Origin of the sequence: Saccharopolyspora sp. 6V, from assembly GCF_020176785.1 — a bacterium.
GTDB classification, from domain to species: Bacteria; Actinomycetota; Actinomycetes; order Mycobacteriales; family Pseudonocardiaceae; genus Saccharopolyspora_C; species Saccharopolyspora_C gregorii.
The window spans coordinates 1-16,525 of record NZ_JAIUKB010000150.1 but is presented as its reverse complement, the minus strand read 5'-3'; the positions used below and the strand labels follow the sequence as shown (position 1 = coordinate 16,525).

Genomic DNA, 16,525 nt, shown 5'->3' with positions numbered 1-16,525 from the left:
CCCCCCGCCCCCCAACCCCGCCCAGTACCGGGCCCCACCCCGGGCCCCCCCCCCCCCCCCCCCCCGGGGGGGGCCCGCTTTTCGTTGTGCCGCTGGTGCTTCCGCCCGGAGGGGTGGTGCCGAGTGTCGATCCGCGCGGGCAGCGATTAGGTTTTCACGCATGATCTCCACGTCTGCGGACCGGTTCGGACTCGGTCTGGCCGCGCTCGGCCGCCCCGCCTACATCAACGTCGGTCGCAGCGACGCGCTGCCCGCGCACCGGACCGCCGAGGCGATGCGGGAGCACACCGCCCAGGTGCTCGACGCGGCCTTCGCGCGCGGCATCCGGTGGGTGGACGCGGCCCGCTCGTACGGCAGCGCGGAGGAGTTCCTCGCCGGCTGGCTCGCCGAGCGCGGGCACGGCGACGTCACCGTCTCCAGCAAGTGGGGTTACGCCTACGTCGCGGAGTGGCGGATCGAGACCGAGGTGCACGAGGTCAAGGAGCACTCGGTGGAACGCCTCCGGGAGCAGTGGGCGCAGACCCGCGAGCTGCTCGGCGACCGGGTCGACCTCTACCAGGTGCATTCGCTCACCCCGGAGAGCCCGCTGTTCGACGACCTGGCGCTGCAGCACGAGCTCGCCAGGTTGCGCGACTCCGGGGTGCGGCTCGGGTTCTCCACCAGCGGCGCCGCGCAGGCCGACGCCGTGGAGCGGGCCTGGGAGCTGGAGATCGGCGGCACCCAGCTGTTCAGCGCCGTGCAGTCCACCTGGAACTCGCTGGAGCCCTCGGTGGGGCGGGCGCTGGCGGAGGCGCACCACGGCGGCTGGCGGGTGCTGGTGAAGGAGTCCCTGGCCAACGGCAGGCTCGCCGTGAATCCGCCGGAACTGCTGGCCAGGGTCGCGCGGCGGCACGGGGCCACGCCGGACGCGGTGGCGCTGGCGCACGTGCTCGCCCAGCCGTGGGCGGACGTCGTGCTCGTGGGGCCCGCCGACGTGGCGCAGCTGGACTCGAACCTGGCGGCGGCCGAGGTGCGGCTCGACGGGACCGACCTGGACGAGCTCGCCGCGCTGACCAGGGATCCCGCCACGTACTGGGGCGAGCGCGCATCGATGCCCTGGCATTGAGCGCGCGAGCGTCAGCCGGCGTCCTGGCGGTCGAACCACTCGTGGACGAACTGCCTGCTGTCGGCGGCGAACGGCCAGCCCGGATCCGCGAGGCGCGCGCGCAGCTCGTCCAGCGGCATCCACCAGCCGTCGGCGACCTCCTCCGGCTGGTGCACCATCGGCCCGTCCCAGCGCGCCTCGTAGACGAAGCCGTGGTGGCGCACCGAGCCCTGCTCGAACACCGAGCGGAACAGGAACCGCAGCGGCACGCCCCGGACGCCCAGCTCCTCGGCCAGCTCCCGCTCCGCGCCTGCCGCGGGGTCCTCGCCCGCGGCGACGACCCCGCCCGCGAAGCAGTCGTGCGCGCCGGGGTTGACGTCCTTGTGCTCGGTGCGCCGGTGCACGTAGACCGACCCGCCGTCGACCGAGCGCACCAGGATGGACGTGGCCGCGTGCCACAACCCGTCCCGCCGCATCCGCCAGCGCGGCGCGGACCCCGCGACCCGGCCCGACTCGTCGTACACCGCCACCTGTTCGTCCTGAGCTCCCACGCCCGCATCCTCGCAGAGATCATCGGCGGGAAACCGGGAACGCGGTTCCCGGGACCACCCGCCAGGTGTAACCGGGACCGCCGGAAACTCTGCTTCCCGGCCCGGAACCCGTAGGCTTCCAGGTATGCGGCGGATCATGGGAACCGAAGTGGAGTACGGCATCGTCGTGCCCGGCGATTCGACGGCGAACCCGGTGCTGACCTCCACGCACATCGTGCTCGCCTACGCGGCCGCGGCCGACATCCCGCGGGCCCGCCGTGCCCGGTGGGACTACGAGGTGGAATCACCGCTGCGGGACGCGCGCGGCTTCGACCTGGGCGCGGCGGCGCCGCAGAACAACGGCAACGACAGCGACGACCTCGGCGCGGCCAACGTCATCCTCACCAACGGCGCCCGGCTCTACGTCGACCACGCCCACCCCGAGTACTCGGCGCCCGAGGTCACCAACCCGCGCGACGCCGTCGTCTGGGACAAGGCGGGCGAACGGGTGATGGAGGAGGCCGCGATCAAGGCGGCCAGCGTGCCCGGCACCGCCCAGATGCAGCTGTACAAGAACAACGTCGACGGCAAGGGCGCCAGCTACGGCACCCACGAGAACTACCTGATGGCCAGGGACACCCCGTTCACCTCGGTGATCGCCGGGCTCACCCCGTTCTTCGCGTCCCGCCAGGTGATGTGCGGTTCCGGGCGGGTCGGCCTCGGGCAGGCGGGGGAGAAGCCGGGCTTCCAGCTCTCCCAGCGCTCGGACTACATCGAGGTCGAGGTCGGCCTGGAGACCACGCTCAAGCGCGGCATCATCAACACCCGCGACGAGCCGCACGCCGACGCCGACAAGTACCGCAGGCTGCACGTCATCATCGGCGACGCGAACCTCGCCGAGACCTCCACGTACCTGAAGGTCGGCACGACCGCGCTGGTGCTGGACATGATCGAGGCCGGGGAGCGCTTCGACGACCTCAAGCTGGCCGACTCGGTGCAGGCGGTGCACCTGATCAGCCACGACCCGACGCTGCGCCAGATCGTGGAGCTCGCCGACGGGCGCCGGTTCACCGGCCTCGACCTGCAGCGCGAGTACCACGACCGGGCGGCGCGGCACGTCGCCGAGCACGGCGGCGACCAGGCCGCCCAGGACGTGCTGGCGACCTGGGGCGAGGTGCTGGACCTGCTCGGCGGGGACCCGATGGACTGCGCGGACCGGCTCGACTGGCCCGCGAAGCTGCGGCTGCTGGAGCACTACCGGGAGCGCGGCAACCTCGGCTGGGCCTCGCCGAAGCTGCACATGATCGACCTGCAGTACTCCGACGTGCGGCTGGACAAGGGCCTGTACAACCGGCTGGTGGCCCGCGGCTCCATGCGCAGGCTCGTCACCGAGGACGAGGTGCGCGCCGCCGTCACCAGCCCGCCGGAGGACACCCGCGCCTACTTCCGGGGCCGCTGCCTGGAGCGCTACCCGGCCGCGGTCGCCGCCGCCTCCTGGGACTCGGTCATCTTCGACCTGGGCCGGGAATCGCTGGTGCGCATCCCCACCCTGGAACCGCTGCGCGGCACCCGCGCCCACGTGGGCGAACTGCTCGACGCCGCCTCCAGCGCCGAGGAGCTGGTGGACTCGCTCACCCGGGGCTGACCACGATCCGGAACGCCGTCTCCGCCGGGCGCGAAAGATCGCAAGAATGCCCGCTCGGATGTGGGCGAACAGGGGTTCCGCTAGGTACTGTTCCTCTCAGGATGCCCTTTGTTCGACGACCGTTCGACCAGCCCGGCATCCAACGGACAACCACCGGGAGGGCGAGATGTCCCAGGAAAAGGTCCAGCGGCCCGACGGCGGCGACGGGGACGAGGAATCGGGTCCGGAAGCCGCCGGCCAGGAACGTCGCGAGAAGCTCGGCGAAGACGTCGACGCCATCCTGGACGAGATCGACGACGTCCTCGAGGAGAACGCCGAGGACTTCGTCCGCGCCTACGTGCAGAAGGGCGGCCAGTAGGCACCGACACCGCGCGGCCGCCGGGACCTCGCCCGGCGGCCCTGCGCCACGCGGGCGGACGCGATCTTCGCCGACGCGGGCGATCTTGATTAGAGTTGCGGTACGGCCCAGATCAACCGGCCTCGCCGTCTCGGCGGCGGGGCAGTCCTTCGAAGCAGGAGACGATGTCGCCGATGGAATCCAGCGCGGCTCGGAACTTTCCGGGTCAGGCCCTGCCCGCTGCCTACCTCACCTCCGGATCCTCATCGTTCACCGACTTCCTCCAGGTCACCGCGCCGGAGCTGCTGCCGGGCAACCGGGACGTCCCGCAGGGCGTCGTCGAGGCGCCGCACGGCACCACCATCGTCGCGCTGACCTTCCGCGGCGGGGTGCTGCTGGCCGGCGACCGCCGCGCCACCATGGGCAACCTCATCGCCCAGCGGGACATGGACAAGCTCTACGTCACCGACTCCTACTCGGCGGTGGGCATCGCGGGCACCGCGGGCATCGCGCTGGAGATGGTGCGGCTGTACGCGATCGAGCTGGAGCACTACGAGAAGCTCGAAGGCGTGCCGCTGTCCCTGGACGGCAAGGCGAACAAGCTCGCCACGATGCTGCGCGGCAACCTGCAGGGCGCGATGGCCGGGCTGGCGGTGCTGCCGCTGTTCGCCGGGTTCGACACCGCGGCCGAGGACCCGGACCGGGCGGGCCGGATCATCTCCTACGACATCACCGGCGGCCGCTACGCCGAGTCCGGCGGCTACCACGCCGTCGGGTCCGGTTCGGTGTTCGCGAAGTCGGCGCTGAAGAAGCGGCACGACCCGGACGCCGACGTGGATTCCGCGGTGCGCAACGCGGTCGAATCGCTCTACGACGCGGCCGACGACGACACCGCCACCGGCGGCCCGGACGTGTCCCGGCGGATCTACCCGACCGTCGTGACGATCACGGCCGAGGAGGGCGCGGTCCGGCTGGACGACCAGCAGGCCGCCGCCATCGCCGAAGAAGTCGTCCAGGGCAGGCGCGAGAACCCCGGCGGCTGACGCCGCATTCCCCCGACGATGCCGTTCCCCGCCTGGCGGGGCTGCCGAACGATTCGATCCAGGAGTGCACAGCCGTGACGATGCCGTTCTACACCTCCCCCGAACAGCTGATGCGGGAGCGCTCCGAGCTGGCCCGCAAGGGCATCGCCCGGGGTCGCAGCGTGGTGGTGCTCAAGTACGCGGGAGGCGTGCTGTTCGTGGCGGAGAACCCCTCCACCACGTTGCACAAGGTCTCCGAGATCTACGACCGGCTCGGGTTCGCCGCCGTCGGCCGCTACAGCGAGTTCGAGAGCCTGCGGGTGGCGGGGGTGCGCATCGCGGACTTCCGCGGGTACTCCTACGACCGGCGGGATGTCACCGGCCGGTCGCTGGCCAACACCTACGCCCAGCACCTGGGCGCCATCTTCACCGAGCAGATCAAGCCGTTCGAGGTGGAGATCTGCGTCGCCGAGGTCGGGCAGACCGCCGAGACCGACCAGCTCTACCGGCTCACCTACGACGGTTCGATCGTGGACGAACCGCAGTTCGTGGTGATGGGCGGGCAGGCCGACACGATCAACTCGACGATGAAGGACTCGTTCGAGGACGGCATGGAGCTGGGTCCGGCGGTGGAGCTGTCGGTGAAGGCGCTCGCCGCGAGCGGGGAGAGCACCCGGGAGCTCGGCGCCAAGCAGCTGGAGGTCGCCGTGCTGGAGCGGTCCCGGCCGCACCGCACGTTCCGGCGCATCGCGGGCGCGGCGCTGGAGGCGCTGCTGCCGAAGCCCGCCGCCGAGTCCGAGAGCTCCGAAGAGTCCGCGGACTCCTCGGACGGCGGGAACGGCTCCGCGAACGGCGAGTAGGTCAGCCGACCAGCACGAGCTTGCCGACGTGGCGCCGCGAGGCGAGTTCCGCCTGCGCCCGGTGCACGTCGGCGAGCCCGTACGTGGCGGCGACGACCGGGCGGACCCGGCCGCTGCGGGCGATCTCGGCGAGCTGCCGGAAGTGCGCCGGGGTGTGCATGCTCGATCCGACGAGCGCGATGTTGTGCAGGTACAGCCGCCGCACGTCGAGTTCGACCAGCGGACCAGCGAGCGCCCCGGCCACCACCCACCGTCCGCCGTCGCGCACCGCGGGCAGGCCGCGCGGGATGTTCTCACCCGCGGCGACGTCGAGGACCACGTCGACCCGGCCCACCGCGACGCCGTCCCAGGGCTGCTCGGCGCGGTCCAGGACTTCGGTGGCGCCGGCCGCGCGCACCGCGTCGAGCTTTCCGGCGCTGCTGATCGCGAGCACTTCCGCGCCGCGTGCCGCGGCCAGTTGCACCAGCGCCAGCCCGACCCCGCCGGATGCGCCGGTGACGACGACGGTGTGCCCGTCGCGCACGTCGCCCCGTTCCAGCATGCCCAGCGCGGTGCCGTAGGCGGTGGGGAAGCAGGCGAGTTCCGCGTCGTCCAGCGGTGATCCGCTCATGTCGTGCGCCCGGTCGGCGCGCGCGGTGACGTACCGCGCGTAGCCGCCGTCGCGTTCGCTGCCGAGCAGCCCGACCGGGTTCGCGTGCTCGCCGTCCCCGTCGTAGATCGCGGGGTCGAGCAGCACGGGGGTGCCGCGGAGGCCCGGGTCGACGGCCGCGCCGACGTCGACGACGGTGCCCGCGACGTCCGCGCCCTGGATCCGGGGGAAGTCGACGGGGCCGCGCCAGCCCGCGCGAGCGGTGGGGTCTCCGGGGCGGCCGTAGGCGCCTTCGCGGGTCCACAGGTCGGTGTTGTTCAGCGCGACGGCGCCGACCTGGACCAGGACTTCACCTTCGGCGGGCACGGGGACCGGGACGTCGGCGAGTTCCAGGGCCTCGGGGCCGCCGTGGCCGGTCAGGCGGGCTGCGGTCATGGTGCTGGGAACGGTCATCGGGGCCTCCGCACGCGGGTACACTGGTCGGTGAAGTCGACGCGAGCGTAAGGTGCACCGATCGGTGAACACAATGCCGTTGGACCCGCAGATCCTCACCCCCGGCGCACGACGCATCCTCGATGCGGCGGCGACGCTGTTCTACGAACTCGGCATCACCGCCGTCGGCGTGGACCTGATCGCCGCCCGCTCCGGGGTGACCAAGCGGACGCTCTACGACCGGTTCGGCTCCAAGGACGTCCTGGTCGCCACCTACCTCGCCGAACGCGACCAGCGGTGGCGCGCCGAGGTCACCGCCTCCCTCGACCGCCCCGGGCTGTCCGCGCTGGACCGGGTGACTGCGCCGTTCGACGCGCTCGCCGAGTGGACCGCGCGGCACTCGCGGGGCTGCGCCTTCATCAACGCGCTCGCCGAACTGCCCGATGGCGCGCACCCGGCGCGGCGGATCGCCGCGGACGAGAAGCGCTGGCTGCTGGAGCTGTTCGAGCGGCTGACCGAGGAGGCGGGAATCGTGGACTCCGGCCGGCTCGCGAGGGAACTGCTGTACCTGCACGAAGGCGCGCTGGTCGTGGGATCGGTCGTGCCCGGCGACGCCGCCGCCGACGCCGGACGAGCGGCCCGAGCGCTCGTCGCGGCCCGGTCCTAGGCGGGTCCGCCCGGGTCGAGCTCGGTGCCGTCGAGCTTGCGCCTGGCCGGTGCGGAGGTCGATTCGGTGCCGTGGTCGGCCGGTGCCTGGTCGGTCGAGTGCTCTGGTCGAGCGGTTGCCCGGTCCAGTTCGTGCTCCGGTCGAGCCGGTGCCCGGTCGAGGTCGCGCCCGCGCTTAGCCGAGCTCGCGCCGGTACACGCTCAGCATCTGGCCGTGCGCGGCGAACGCGAACCGGTTGCCCGGCGCCCCGATCTCGCCGTCGGTGGCCACCGCCACCGCGGGACCGTGCACCCGGACGTCCAGGAAGCGGTGCTCCCGCTCCACGTAGGTGCGGCTGCGGTGCAGCGCGCCGGTCATCGCCGCCAGCACGAACCGCAACCGGGACCAGGGGACGTCGGCGCGCACGTAGCGGACGTCGAGCCTGCCGCCGTCCAGCCGCGGCCGCCATGAGGGCGCGAACCCGCGCGGCGCGTACGAACCGTTGCCCGCGAACAGGATCCAGACCTGCCGCCGCACCCCGTTGAGCTCCACGTCCAACGGGCTCGACTCGTACAGCACCCGCGCGAGCGCCGCCGCTCCCGCGGGCCACTTGCCCCAGCGCCCGGTCCACTGCTCCCGGAACCGGACCAGGTCCGGGTAGCCGCCGATGCTGGCGGTGTTGAGGAACCAGCGCGTCGGCCGGTCGTCCACGGTCACCCCGCCCAGGTCGACGCGTACCGCCGTGCCCTGCTCCACCGCGTCGGCCACCGAATCGGAGTCGGAGACCCCGGCGTCCCTGGCGAAGTGGTTCAACGTGCCCGCCGAGAGCACCGCGAGCGGGATCCCCCTGGTGGTGGCGAGCGCCGCGACCGCGGCCACGGTGCCGTCGCCACCCGCCACGCCCAACGCGCGGATCGTGGCGCCCTCCTGGTCCAGCCGGTCGGCGAGGTCCGCGACCACGTCGCGGCCCGGCTCCGCGAGCACCACCTTCGCCGCGGGCCAGCGGGTGCTCACCCAGTGCTCCGGATCGAAGGTGCCGTCCCCGGAACCCGGGTTGACCAGCACCAGCACGCCTTCCCCGTCGCGCAGCGCCGGCACGTCGGCCGGGTGGCGCACCGCGGCCGCCTCATCCGGGCGCAACGGCCACCAGCGCCGCGTCGCCCACGCCAGGCCCGCGCCGATCGCGGCGCCGCACACCACGTCGCTGGGCCAGTGCACCCCGGTGTGCACCCGCGAGTAGCCGACGGCGGCGGCGACCGGGGCCACCGCCAGCCCGAGCGCGGGCGACTCCATCCCCACCGCGGTGGCGAACGCGGCCGCGGAGGCGGCGTGCCCGGACGGGAAGGAGGAGGAGCGCGGCGGATCGCTGAGCCTGCGGTGCCGCGGGACCAGCCGCGCGGCCGGGCGCCGCCGCGGGAACAGCGGCTTGCCCAGCAGGTTCGTCGCAGCGCTGGCCGCCGCGATCGCCGCGACCCCGCGCAGCGCGGCACGCCGCGGCGCTCCCTTGCGGACCGCCAGCCCGGCGGCGACCGAGAGCCACAGCGCGCTGTGGTTCGCGGCGGTGCTCAGGGCCTTCACGGCGGTGTCGGCGGCGGTGCGGGGGAGGGCGGCGCTGCGCCGGGCCAGGTCGCGGTCCACCGCGTCCACCTTGCGGGTGATCTTGGGAAGCCACGTCTGCACGTCCCGCACGCTACCGATGCCCGAACGGCGGACCGCCGATGGCCGCCGCAGCGCCTACTGTGGAGGCATGCAGCGGCGGATCTTCGGCATCGAAACCGAGTTCGGGGTCACCTGCACCTTCCACGGGCAGCGTCGGCTCTCCCCGGACGAGGTCGCCAGGTACCTGTTCCGGCGGGTCGTGTCGTGGGGACGTTCCTCGAACGTGTTCCTGCGCAACGGCGCCCGCCTCTACCTCGACGTCGGCTCGCACCCGGAGTACGCCACCGCCGAGTGCGACGACCTGACCCAGCTGGTCACCCACGACAAGGCGGGGGAGCGGATCCTGGAGGACCTGCTCGTCGACGCCGAACGCCGCCTGGCCGACGAGGGCATCGGCGGGGACATCTTCCTGTTCAAGAACAACACCGACTCGGCGGGCAACTCCTACGGCTGCCACGAGAACTACCTGGTCGGGCGGTCCGGCGAGTTCTCCCGGATCGCGGACGTGCTGCTGCCGTTCCTGGTGACCAGGCAGCTGATCTGCGGGGCGGGCAAGGTGCTGCAGACCCCGCGCGGCGCGGTGTACTGCCTGTCGCAGCGCGCCGAGCACATCTGGGAGGGCGTCTCCAGCGCCACCACCCGGTCGCGGCCGATCATCAACACCCGGGACGAGCCGCACGCGGACGCCGAGCGCTACCGCAGGCTGCACGTGATCGTCGGCGACTCGAACATGTCCGAGGTGACGACGCTGCTCAAGGTGGGCACCGCGCACCTGGTGCTGGAGATGATCGAGAGCGGCGTGCAGTTCCGCGACTTCAGCCTGGACAACCCGATCCGCGCGATCCGCGAGATCAGCCACGACCTCACCGGCAGGCGGACGGTCCGGCTGGCCGGCGGGCGGGAGGCCTCGGCGCTGGACATCCAGCGCGAGTACCACAGCCGGGCGGTGGACCACGTGGCCCGCCGCGGCTCCGACCCGATGTCCGAGCGGATCCTGGACCTGTGGGGCCGGGCGCTGGACGCGGTGGAGTCGCAGGACTACTCGTCGATCGACCGCGAGGTGGACTGGGCGATCAAGCTGCGGCTGCTGGAGCGCTACCGCAGCAAGCACGGGCTGGAGCTGTCCAGCCCCCGCATCGCGCAGCTCGACCTCGCCTACCACGACATCCGGCGCGGCCGGGGGCTGTTCGACATGCTCCAGCGCAAGGACCTGGTCGACCGCGCCACCGAGGACGGGGAGATCGAGGCCGCGAAGGACACGCCGCCGCAGAGCACCCGGGCGAAGCTGCGCGGGGACTTCATCGCCGCCGCGCAGGCGGCCGGGCGCGACTTCACCGTCGACTGGGTGCACCTGAAGCTGAACGACCAGGCGCAGCGCACCGTGCTGTGCAAGGACCCGTTCCGCGCGGTGGACGAGCGGGTGGAGCGGCTGATCGGGTCGTTGTAGCGGGTCGTCGCTGCGGGGCCCACACGATGCGGTGAAGCGCCACCCGAGATCGCCCGTTCGAACACGGGTTCGGATAGGCTTGATCTCGCAGTGCCGCTCGTGGGAAGGACCGCACCATGATCACTCAGCCGAAGTTCGCCGTGCTCCACGTCGTCGACCAGGGGCGCGCGGTGGAGTTCTTCGCCGGAACCCTCGGGTTCGAGGTGCTCACCGATGCGCCGTACGGCGATGGCGACCGGTGGATCGAGGTGCGACCACCGGGTGCGCGGACGTACCTGGTGCTCGCCGCCGGAGATCCGGAGCTCGCCGCCCGCATCCGGGAGCAGCGCGGGCCGATGAGCACGGTGTGGTTCGACTCGGACGACCTCGACGCGACCTTCGCCGAACTCAGCGCGAAGGGCGTGTCGTTTCCGGTCGAGCCGCAGGCCGCGCCGTGGGACCCCGGCGGGACCACGAGGTGGGCGCAGTTCGCGGATCCGGAGGGGAACCTGTACGGGATCAGCGCGCGGGACTAGTGCCCTCCGCCGCCGGGTCCCGTGCCCCCGGGCCCCGGGCCCCGGGCCGCAGCGTCGTGGTGCGGGAGCGGCTCGCCGTCGTGGCGGTGGCCTCGCGTACCGGCGGCCTCGGGTGCGGCGGCGGGCTCAGCGCAGCGGGTGCTGGCCGGTGGGGCGGATGAGCAGTTCGTTGACGTCGACGGTGGCGGGCTGGGCTAGCGCGTAGAGCGCCGCTTCGGCGACGTCGGCCGCGCGCAGCTTCGGCCGGTCGGCCTGCTCGGGGGTGTTCATTCCGGTCTCGACCAGGCCCGGCTGCAGCAGGGTGACGCGGACACCGGTGCCGACGCACTCCGCGCGGATGTTCTGCGCCATGCCGGTCACCGCCCACTTCGTGGCGGAGTAGAGGTTTCCCGGCCGGATGCCGCGCCCCGCCGCGGATCCGGTCAGCAGCAGGTGGCCGCGGGTGCGCACCAGCGCGGGGAGCGTGGCCCGTGCGGTGAGGGCGGCGCCGTGCACGTTGGTGAGCACCATGTCCCGCCAGTCCGCGGGGTCCGCACCGTCGGTGCCGAGGAAGGAGGTCGCGACGCTGCGGCCCGCGTTGGCGAACGCGGCGTCGAGCCTGCCGAAGTGCTGCTCGACCCGCGCCACGGCGGTGCTGAGGTCGTCCCAGTCGGTGACGTCGCAGGGCACGGCGAGCGTGCGGGACTCCCCGGCCGGGGTCGCGGATGTGTCCAGTTCGCGGACCAGCTCGGCCAGCGCGTCCGCTGATCGGGAGAGCAGGGCGAGCCGGTGGCCGGCACGGGCCGCGGCTCGCGCGGTGGCGGCGCCGATCCCGCGGGAGGCGCCGGTGATGAGCAGGACCGGACCGGGGGCGTCGGCGGGCGCTGGCATGACCGCAGTCTAGGAGCGGAGGAGGAGTGATGAACGACTTCACGGCCACGACACCTTCAGTGTCGAGTGAAATCAATGAGCCGAAGGCCGGCCGCGCACCGCGGGCGAAACGGCACGTCCACCGCGGCCGAGGACGCGGACCACCCGTGCCGGACGTGCCCGAAAGTCCTGATCAACTGCGATGGAGCTAGAGTTTCAAAGTGGCCACTGCGCGTGCTGAACGCTTGGTGAACCTGGTGCTGTGCCTGCTCTCGACGCGCCAGTACCTGACGGCGGAGCGAATCAGGGGGATTGTTCCGGGTTACACCGACGCGCCCAATGACGAGGCGTTCTTCCGGACCTTCGAGCGCGACAAGTCCGAGTTGCGGGACCTGGGCGTGCCGTTGGAGACCGGCCGGAACTCGGCGTTCGACGCCGCCGACGGCTACCGGATCGCCCGGCGGGACTACGAACTCGGCGACATCGGGTTGGAACCGGACGAGGCGGCGGCGGTGGCGCTGGCGCTGCGGCTCTGGGACTCCCCGGAGCTCACCGGTGCGGCGCGGGGCGCGCTGCTGAAGCTGCGAGCCGCCGGGGTGGACGTCGACGACCGGGCCGCGGGCACCATCGAACCGAAGGTGCGCACCAGCGAGCCCGCGTTCCCCGCGCTGCTGGCCGCCGTGCAGGCCGGCCGGGTGGTCACCTTCGACTACCGGAGGCCGAACGAGGTCCGGGCGCAGCAGCGCACCGTCGAGCCGTGGGGAGTGGTGGCCTGGCGAGGGCGCTGGTATCTGGTCGGGCACGACCGGGATCGGCGGGCGCCGCGCTGCTTCCGGCTGTCCCGCGTGCAGGGTGAACCGAAGGCGCAGGGCCGGGCGGGTGCGGTCACCAGGCCGCCGGACGTGGACCTGCTGACGATGGTCGCCGGGGAGCAGCGCGAAGCGCCGCCGAGCACGCCGGTGCGGTTGTGGGTCGTGCCGGGGCGGGCCCAGGGCCTGCGCCGCCGGGCGTCGGTGGTGGACTCGATGCGGCTGGACGGGATCGAGGGGGACGTGCTGGAGCTGGAGCTGTCGTACCCGGACTCGGCGGCATCCTGGATCGCGGGGCACGGGCCGGACGTGGTGGTGCTGGAGCCGGACGTGCTGCGGAAATCGGTGCACGAAGCGCACTTGGGGGCCGCGGCAGCCGCCGGAGCCCGCGGCGACGAGGCGGGGGAGGTGCGGGGATGACGGCCGGGGCGACGCAGCGGTTGCCACGGCTGCTGGCACTGGTGCCGTACCTGCTGAGCAGGCCGGGCATCCCGGTGGCCGACGCGGCGGCGGACTTCGGCGTCGGGGAGCAGCAGCTGCGGCGGGACCTGGAACTGCTGTGGATGTGCGGCCTCCCCGGCTACGGGCCGGGCGACCTGATCGACCTCTCCTTCGAGAGCGAGACCATCACCGTCACCTACGACGCGGGGATGCGCCGCCCGCTGCGGATGACGGCCTCGGAGGCGACCTCGCTGCTGGTGGCGCTGCGCGCACTCGCCGACACGCCCGGCATCGCCGACACCGAGGCGGTGCAGCGTGCGTTGTCGAAGGTGGAGGAGGCCGTCGGCCAGGCAGGTCCGACCGGGGTCGTGGTCGGGCTCACCGGGCGGGAGGGTCCCATCGCGCCAGGTGTGCAGGAAGCCGTGCAGCACGCCGCGACCGAGCACCGCGCGCTGTGGATGCGGTACTACACGGCGTCCCGGGACGAGATCAGCGAACGCACCGTGGACCCGATGCGGCTGGTGATCGTCGACGGCCGCAGCTACCTGGAGGCGTGGTGCCGCTCGGCCGTGGCGGTCCGCCGCTTCCGGCTGGACCGCATCGACGCGGCCGACGTGCTCGACGAACCGGCCCGGCCGCCGCGGGACGCCGAACCCACCGACTTCTCCGCCGGGCTGTTCCGGCCGATGCCGGATCAGCCGAGCGCGCTGCTGGAGCTGGACCGGGACGCCCGCTGGGTCAGCGAGTACTACCCGGTGGACGAGCTCACCGAGCTGCCGGAGGGGCGGATCCGGGTGCGGATGCGGTACTCGGACCGCTCGTGGATGGTGCGGCTCGTGCTCGGGCTGGGCGGCCAGGGCCGCGTGGTGGAGCCGAGCGACCTGGCCGAGGACGTGCGCGGGCGGGCGGAAGCGGCGCTGGCACGGGTGCGGCACCTGCCCTCGGCCTGACCGGAGCGGGCCGGGCGGTGCGCGGTCCCGCTGCCGACGACGAACACCTGCTCGCCCTCGACGGCGCCCGGCGCGCCGGTGGGGCGACAGCCGCTCGTCGCGGGACTCGGACGGCTCGGTGTTGGGGTGAGCTCCGGCTCGTCGTCCGGCGACGCCCGGGGCGTTCCCGGGTGGGTGCCGGGTCCGTCGGGGTGGCGGTTCCGGAAGTCGTCGGCGCCCGCCGGGGGCCCGGCCACGCCGCTGCGGCGGCGGCCGCCGAGCGCGCTACGGTGATCCGGTGCCGTACGTGTGGAGTCTTGTGCTGTTCGTGGTGGGAGTGCTGCTCCTGCTCGCCCTGCTGATCAGGTTCTTCGTGCTGCTGCGCAGGGTGCGCGCGGTGCAACGCGAGGTCACCGCGGACGTGTCGAACCGCTCGGGTCTGCTGAAAGCACGAGTCGCGGGACTCCACGTGGCGCTCGCAGAGCGGCGTAAAGGTGCCACGTGACGGCCTATGAGAGCGTCATCCGCCCGCGTACCATTGCGGTCGCAGGAAGCCCCGAGAAAGGTGTGCACTGATGGGTTTGCCAGGTGGGTGGGAACTCGTACTCATCGTCGCTGTGCTGGTGTTGCTGTTCGGTGCCACCAAGCTGCCGCAGATGGCGCGTTCGCTCGGCCAGTCCGCGCGCGTGTTCAAGGCCGAGGCGCGCGGCATGAAGGAAGACGAAGCCGCTGCCAAGCGGGAGAAGGAAACCGCCTCCGAGCCGCAGCAGCTCACCGCCGGTGAGCCGAGCGCGCCGGTGACCGCGACCAACGCGGAAGAGCCGCAGCGCAACCAGAACAAGAACTGATCGGAGACGGAACGCACGGTGAGTTCAAACCCGTTGCGCCGTTTGAACCCGTGGCGCAGTGACCGCCGCCGTTGGGGTCGCCGGCACAACCCCGACGGCACCATGACCCTCATCGATCACCTCTACGAACTGAGGTATCGGCTCGGTTGGGCGGCCTTCGGCATTCTGGTCGGCGCGATCCTCGGCTTCATCTGGTTCTCGCACGAGATCTTCGGACTGCCGAAGCTCAGCGACATCCTGATCCACCCGTACTGCCAGCTGCCGGCCAGCGTGCGCTTCAGCCCGAACGGCGAGTGCCAGCTGCTGCAGACGAAGGCGTTCGAAGTCTTCATGCTGCAGCTGAAGGTGGGCATCGCGGTGGGTTCGCTGCTGTTCAGCCCGCTGTGGCTGTACCAGCTGTGGGCGTTCATCACGCCGGGCCTGCACGCGAACGAGCGCAAGTTCGCCCGCACGTTCGTGAGCATCGCCAGCCTGCTGTTCGTCGCGGGCGGCGTGCTGGCCTACTTCGTGGTGCCCGAGGGCCTGGCATTCATGACCGGCTTCGGCGGGGGCGCGTTCTTCACCGCGCTGACCGGTGGCGAGTACATCAACTTCGTGCTGCTGATGCTGCTGATGTTCGGGATCAGCTTCGAGATGCCGCTGGTGCTGGTGATGCTGAACCGGGCCGGTGTGGTCAGCTACGCGAAGCTGAAGAGCTGGTGGCGGGGCATCGTGTTCGGCCTGTTCGTGCTGGCGGCCGTCGCCACCCCGGGCCAGGACCCGTTCTCGATGCTGGCGCTGGCCGCGTGCCTGGTGGTGCTGTTCGTGATCGCGCTGGTGATCTGCCGGGCGCAGGACCGGTCGAAGGCGCGGAAGCTCGCCGGGCAGGGCATGGACGGTGTCGGCCTGGACGAGGCGTCGAAGATCGACCACCGCCCGTCGAAGCTGGACACCACGCCGTCGCAGGCGCCGGCCGGCGGCAACGACGACGCCACGTAGCGCCGCGCACGACCCTTCGGTGATCTTCATCGGCGCGCCTCCCGCAGCGGGAGGCGCGCCGATGTCGTCGTGCGCGGGGGTCATTTCCGGACGAAGAACTCGACCTCGGCCAGCGCGACGTGCTTGCCCGCGGTGAGCCCCCGGGCTTCCAAGACCTTCAGGCGGATCCGGACGACGTCGCTGCGGCGGATCTCGACGGGCGTCGCCTCCGTGGTGCTGGGGAGGGCTTGCTGCCGGGTCTCGGTCCGGCCGCGCGAGTCGGTGGTGGTGATCTCGACCAGGGACGGGTGGGCCTCGGTCGGGAACTTCTTGACGTCCGTGGACGGTCCGACGGTGATGACCGTCCCGAGCAGGCGCCTCGGCCGCTCGAACTCGAACTCGATCCATTCGCCCGGGCCGGGCGTGCCCCAGTACTGGTTCGTGATGCCGTCGGTGGCGAACCCGGCGGGGTGGCCGGGGAGTTCGATGCTGGCCGTGGTCTTGGACGGGGTGATCTGCTCCTTCTCCAGCGTCTTGTCCAGCACGTCCTGCACGAGCCACGTGCCGAACGGCCACAGCAGGTAGCCGCCGAGGACGACGGCGAGCACGGTGCCGAGGATCGCGAGCCTGCGCCAGAGCCAGCGGAGCCGTCCGCGGTCCGGCCGCTTCCGCCACCGGATCTTCGTGGGCCGTTCGTCGGGGTCGGGGTTGAGCGCGCTCGCGCAGCGGACGCAGAACCGCCGGGTGGTCGGGTTCGGGGTTCCGCAGGACGGGCAGGGCGGTCCGTCCTCGGTGACGGGCGTGGGCTGGACGGCCTGCTGTTCGGGGCGGGGTGCGATGGGTTTCGCCGGTTGCACGGCGGCGGGTTGGTCGTCGTCGTCCGGCTGCTCGGCCGGTTCCGCGGCCTGCGCGGGGGTGGCGGGTGG

At 72.5% G+C, this 16,525-nt stretch carries 18 protein-coding genes; 13 read left to right on the top strand and 5 right to left on the bottom strand.

Annotated features, from left to right (window positions below; genetic code table 11):
* The first annotated feature begins 160 nt into the window (after window positions 1-160).
* Window positions 161-1,105, top strand: coding sequence for an aldo/keto reductase (locus tag LCD35_RS25585; protein ID WP_224960104.1), 945 nt, complete (start codon window positions 161-163; stop codon window positions 1,103-1,105).
* An 11-nt stretch (window positions 1,106-1,116) separates the two neighbouring features.
* Here the strand turns inward: LCD35_RS25585 and LCD35_RS25580 are convergent, their stop codons facing one another.
* Window positions 1,117-1,635: an NUDIX hydrolase gene (locus tag LCD35_RS25580; RefSeq protein WP_224960105.1), complete on the bottom strand. Its 519-nt coding sequence runs from the start codon at window positions 1,633-1,635 to the stop codon at window positions 1,117-1,119.
* A gap of 124 nt (window positions 1,636-1,759) precedes the next feature.
* Here LCD35_RS25580 and dop point away from each other — a divergent pair, with 124 nt between their 5' ends.
* From dop to prcA, 4 genes are all read left to right on the top strand, one after another.
* Window positions 1,760-3,259: a depupylase/deamidase Dop gene (gene dop / locus LCD35_RS25575; protein WP_224960107.1), complete on the top strand. Its 1,500-nt coding sequence runs from the start codon at window positions 1,760-1,762 to the stop codon at window positions 3,257-3,259.
* Window positions 3,260-3,425: 166 nt separating this feature from the next.
* A complete protein-coding gene (locus LCD35_RS25570) occupies window positions 3,426-3,617 on the top strand; it encodes a ubiquitin-like protein Pup (protein ID WP_184478281.1) in 192 nt (63 codons plus the stop codon).
* Window positions 3,618-3,790: 173 nt separating this feature from the next.
* Window positions 3,791-4,639 (top strand): proteasome subunit beta, encoded by an 849-nt coding sequence (gene prcB, locus LCD35_RS25565; protein ID WP_224960123.1) that lies wholly within the window; start codon window positions 3,791-3,793, stop codon window positions 4,637-4,639.
* Window positions 4,640-4,713: 74 nt separating this feature from the next.
* On the top strand, window positions 4,714-5,478 hold the full coding sequence (prcA, locus tag LCD35_RS25560; protein WP_224960109.1) for a proteasome subunit alpha: 765 nt from the start codon (window positions 4,714-4,716) through the stop codon (window positions 5,476-5,478).
* A gap of 1 nt (window position 5,479) precedes the next feature.
* Here the strand turns inward: prcA and LCD35_RS25555 are convergent, their stop codons facing one another.
* Window positions 5,480-6,520, bottom strand: coding sequence for a zinc-binding dehydrogenase (locus tag LCD35_RS25555; RefSeq protein WP_224960111.1), 1,041 nt, complete (start codon window positions 6,518-6,520; stop codon window positions 5,480-5,482).
* Between the two features lie 73 nt (window positions 6,521-6,593).
* On the opposite strand from LCD35_RS25555, the gene LCD35_RS25550 reads away from it, so the two are divergent.
* The gene (locus tag LCD35_RS25550; protein WP_224960124.1) at window positions 6,594-7,166 is read left to right on the top strand and encodes a TetR/AcrR family transcriptional regulator; all 573 of its coding nucleotides are present in this window, start codon (window positions 6,594-6,596) and stop codon (window positions 7,164-7,166) included.
* 174 nt (window positions 7,167-7,340) lie between these two features.
* On the opposite strand, the gene LCD35_RS25545 is transcribed toward LCD35_RS25550, so the two are convergent.
* The gene (locus tag LCD35_RS25545) at window positions 7,341-8,825 is read right to left on the bottom strand and encodes a bifunctional phosphatase PAP2/diacylglycerol kinase family protein (RefSeq protein WP_224960112.1); all 1,485 of its coding nucleotides are present in this window, start codon (window positions 8,823-8,825) and stop codon (window positions 7,341-7,343) included.
* Window positions 8,826-8,892: 67 nt separating this feature from the next.
* On the opposite strand from LCD35_RS25545, the gene pafA reads away from it, so the two are divergent.
* Both pafA and LCD35_RS25535 read left to right on the top strand, forming a co-directional pair.
* Complete coding sequence (gene pafA / locus LCD35_RS25540; protein ID WP_224960113.1) at window positions 8,893-10,251, top strand: Pup--protein ligase; 1,359 nt, start codon at window positions 8,893-8,895, stop codon at window positions 10,249-10,251.
* 116 nt (window positions 10,252-10,367) lie between these two features.
* Window positions 10,368-10,766, top strand: a complete 399-nt coding sequence (locus LCD35_RS25535; RefSeq protein ID WP_224960114.1) for a VOC family protein — start codon at window positions 10,368-10,370, stop codon at window positions 10,764-10,766.
* 126 nt (window positions 10,767-10,892) lie between these two features.
* Here the strand turns inward: LCD35_RS25535 and LCD35_RS25530 are convergent, their stop codons facing one another.
* Complete coding sequence (locus tag LCD35_RS25530) at window positions 10,893-11,636, bottom strand: SDR family oxidoreductase (RefSeq protein ID WP_224978200.1); 744 nt, start codon at window positions 11,634-11,636, stop codon at window positions 10,893-10,895.
* A 200-nt stretch (window positions 11,637-11,836) separates the two neighbouring features.
* On the opposite strand from LCD35_RS25530, the gene LCD35_RS25525 reads away from it, so the two are divergent.
* The 5 genes from LCD35_RS25525 to tatC all read left to right on the top strand — a co-directional run bounded on the left by LCD35_RS25525 (window position 11,837) and on the right by tatC (window position 15,620).
* Window positions 11,837-12,844 carry a YafY family protein gene (locus LCD35_RS25525; protein ID WP_224968471.1) on the top strand — a complete coding sequence of 336 codons (1,008 nt, stop codon included), beginning with the start codon at window positions 11,837-11,839 and terminating at the stop codon, window positions 12,842-12,844.
* Window positions 12,841-13,815, top strand: a complete 975-nt coding sequence (locus tag LCD35_RS25520) for a YafY family protein (RefSeq protein ID WP_225045083.1) — start codon at window positions 12,841-12,843, stop codon at window positions 13,813-13,815. Before LCD35_RS25525 ends, LCD35_RS25520 begins: the two co-directional genes overlap by 4 nt.
* A 277-nt stretch (window positions 13,816-14,092) precedes the next feature.
* Complete coding sequence (locus LCD35_RS25515; protein ID WP_225045082.1) at window positions 14,093-14,299, top strand: bacteriophage holin; 207 nt, start codon at window positions 14,093-14,095, stop codon at window positions 14,297-14,299.
* Between the two features lie 70 nt (window positions 14,300-14,369).
* On the top strand, window positions 14,370-14,642 hold the full coding sequence (gene tatA, locus LCD35_RS25510; RefSeq protein WP_224968467.1) for a Sec-independent protein translocase subunit TatA: 273 nt from the start codon (window positions 14,370-14,372) through the stop codon (window positions 14,640-14,642).
* Between the two features lie 102 nt (window positions 14,643-14,744).
* Window positions 14,745-15,620 (top strand): twin-arginine translocase subunit TatC, encoded by an 876-nt coding sequence (gene tatC, locus LCD35_RS25505; protein ID WP_224960121.1) that lies wholly within the window; start codon window positions 14,745-14,747, stop codon window positions 15,618-15,620.
* Between the two features lie 80 nt (window positions 15,621-15,700).
* Here the strand turns inward: tatC and LCD35_RS25500 are convergent.
* The coding region (locus LCD35_RS25500) for a discoidin domain-containing protein (protein ID WP_225045081.1) at window positions 15,701-16,525 on the bottom strand (825 nt) is incomplete at its 5' end.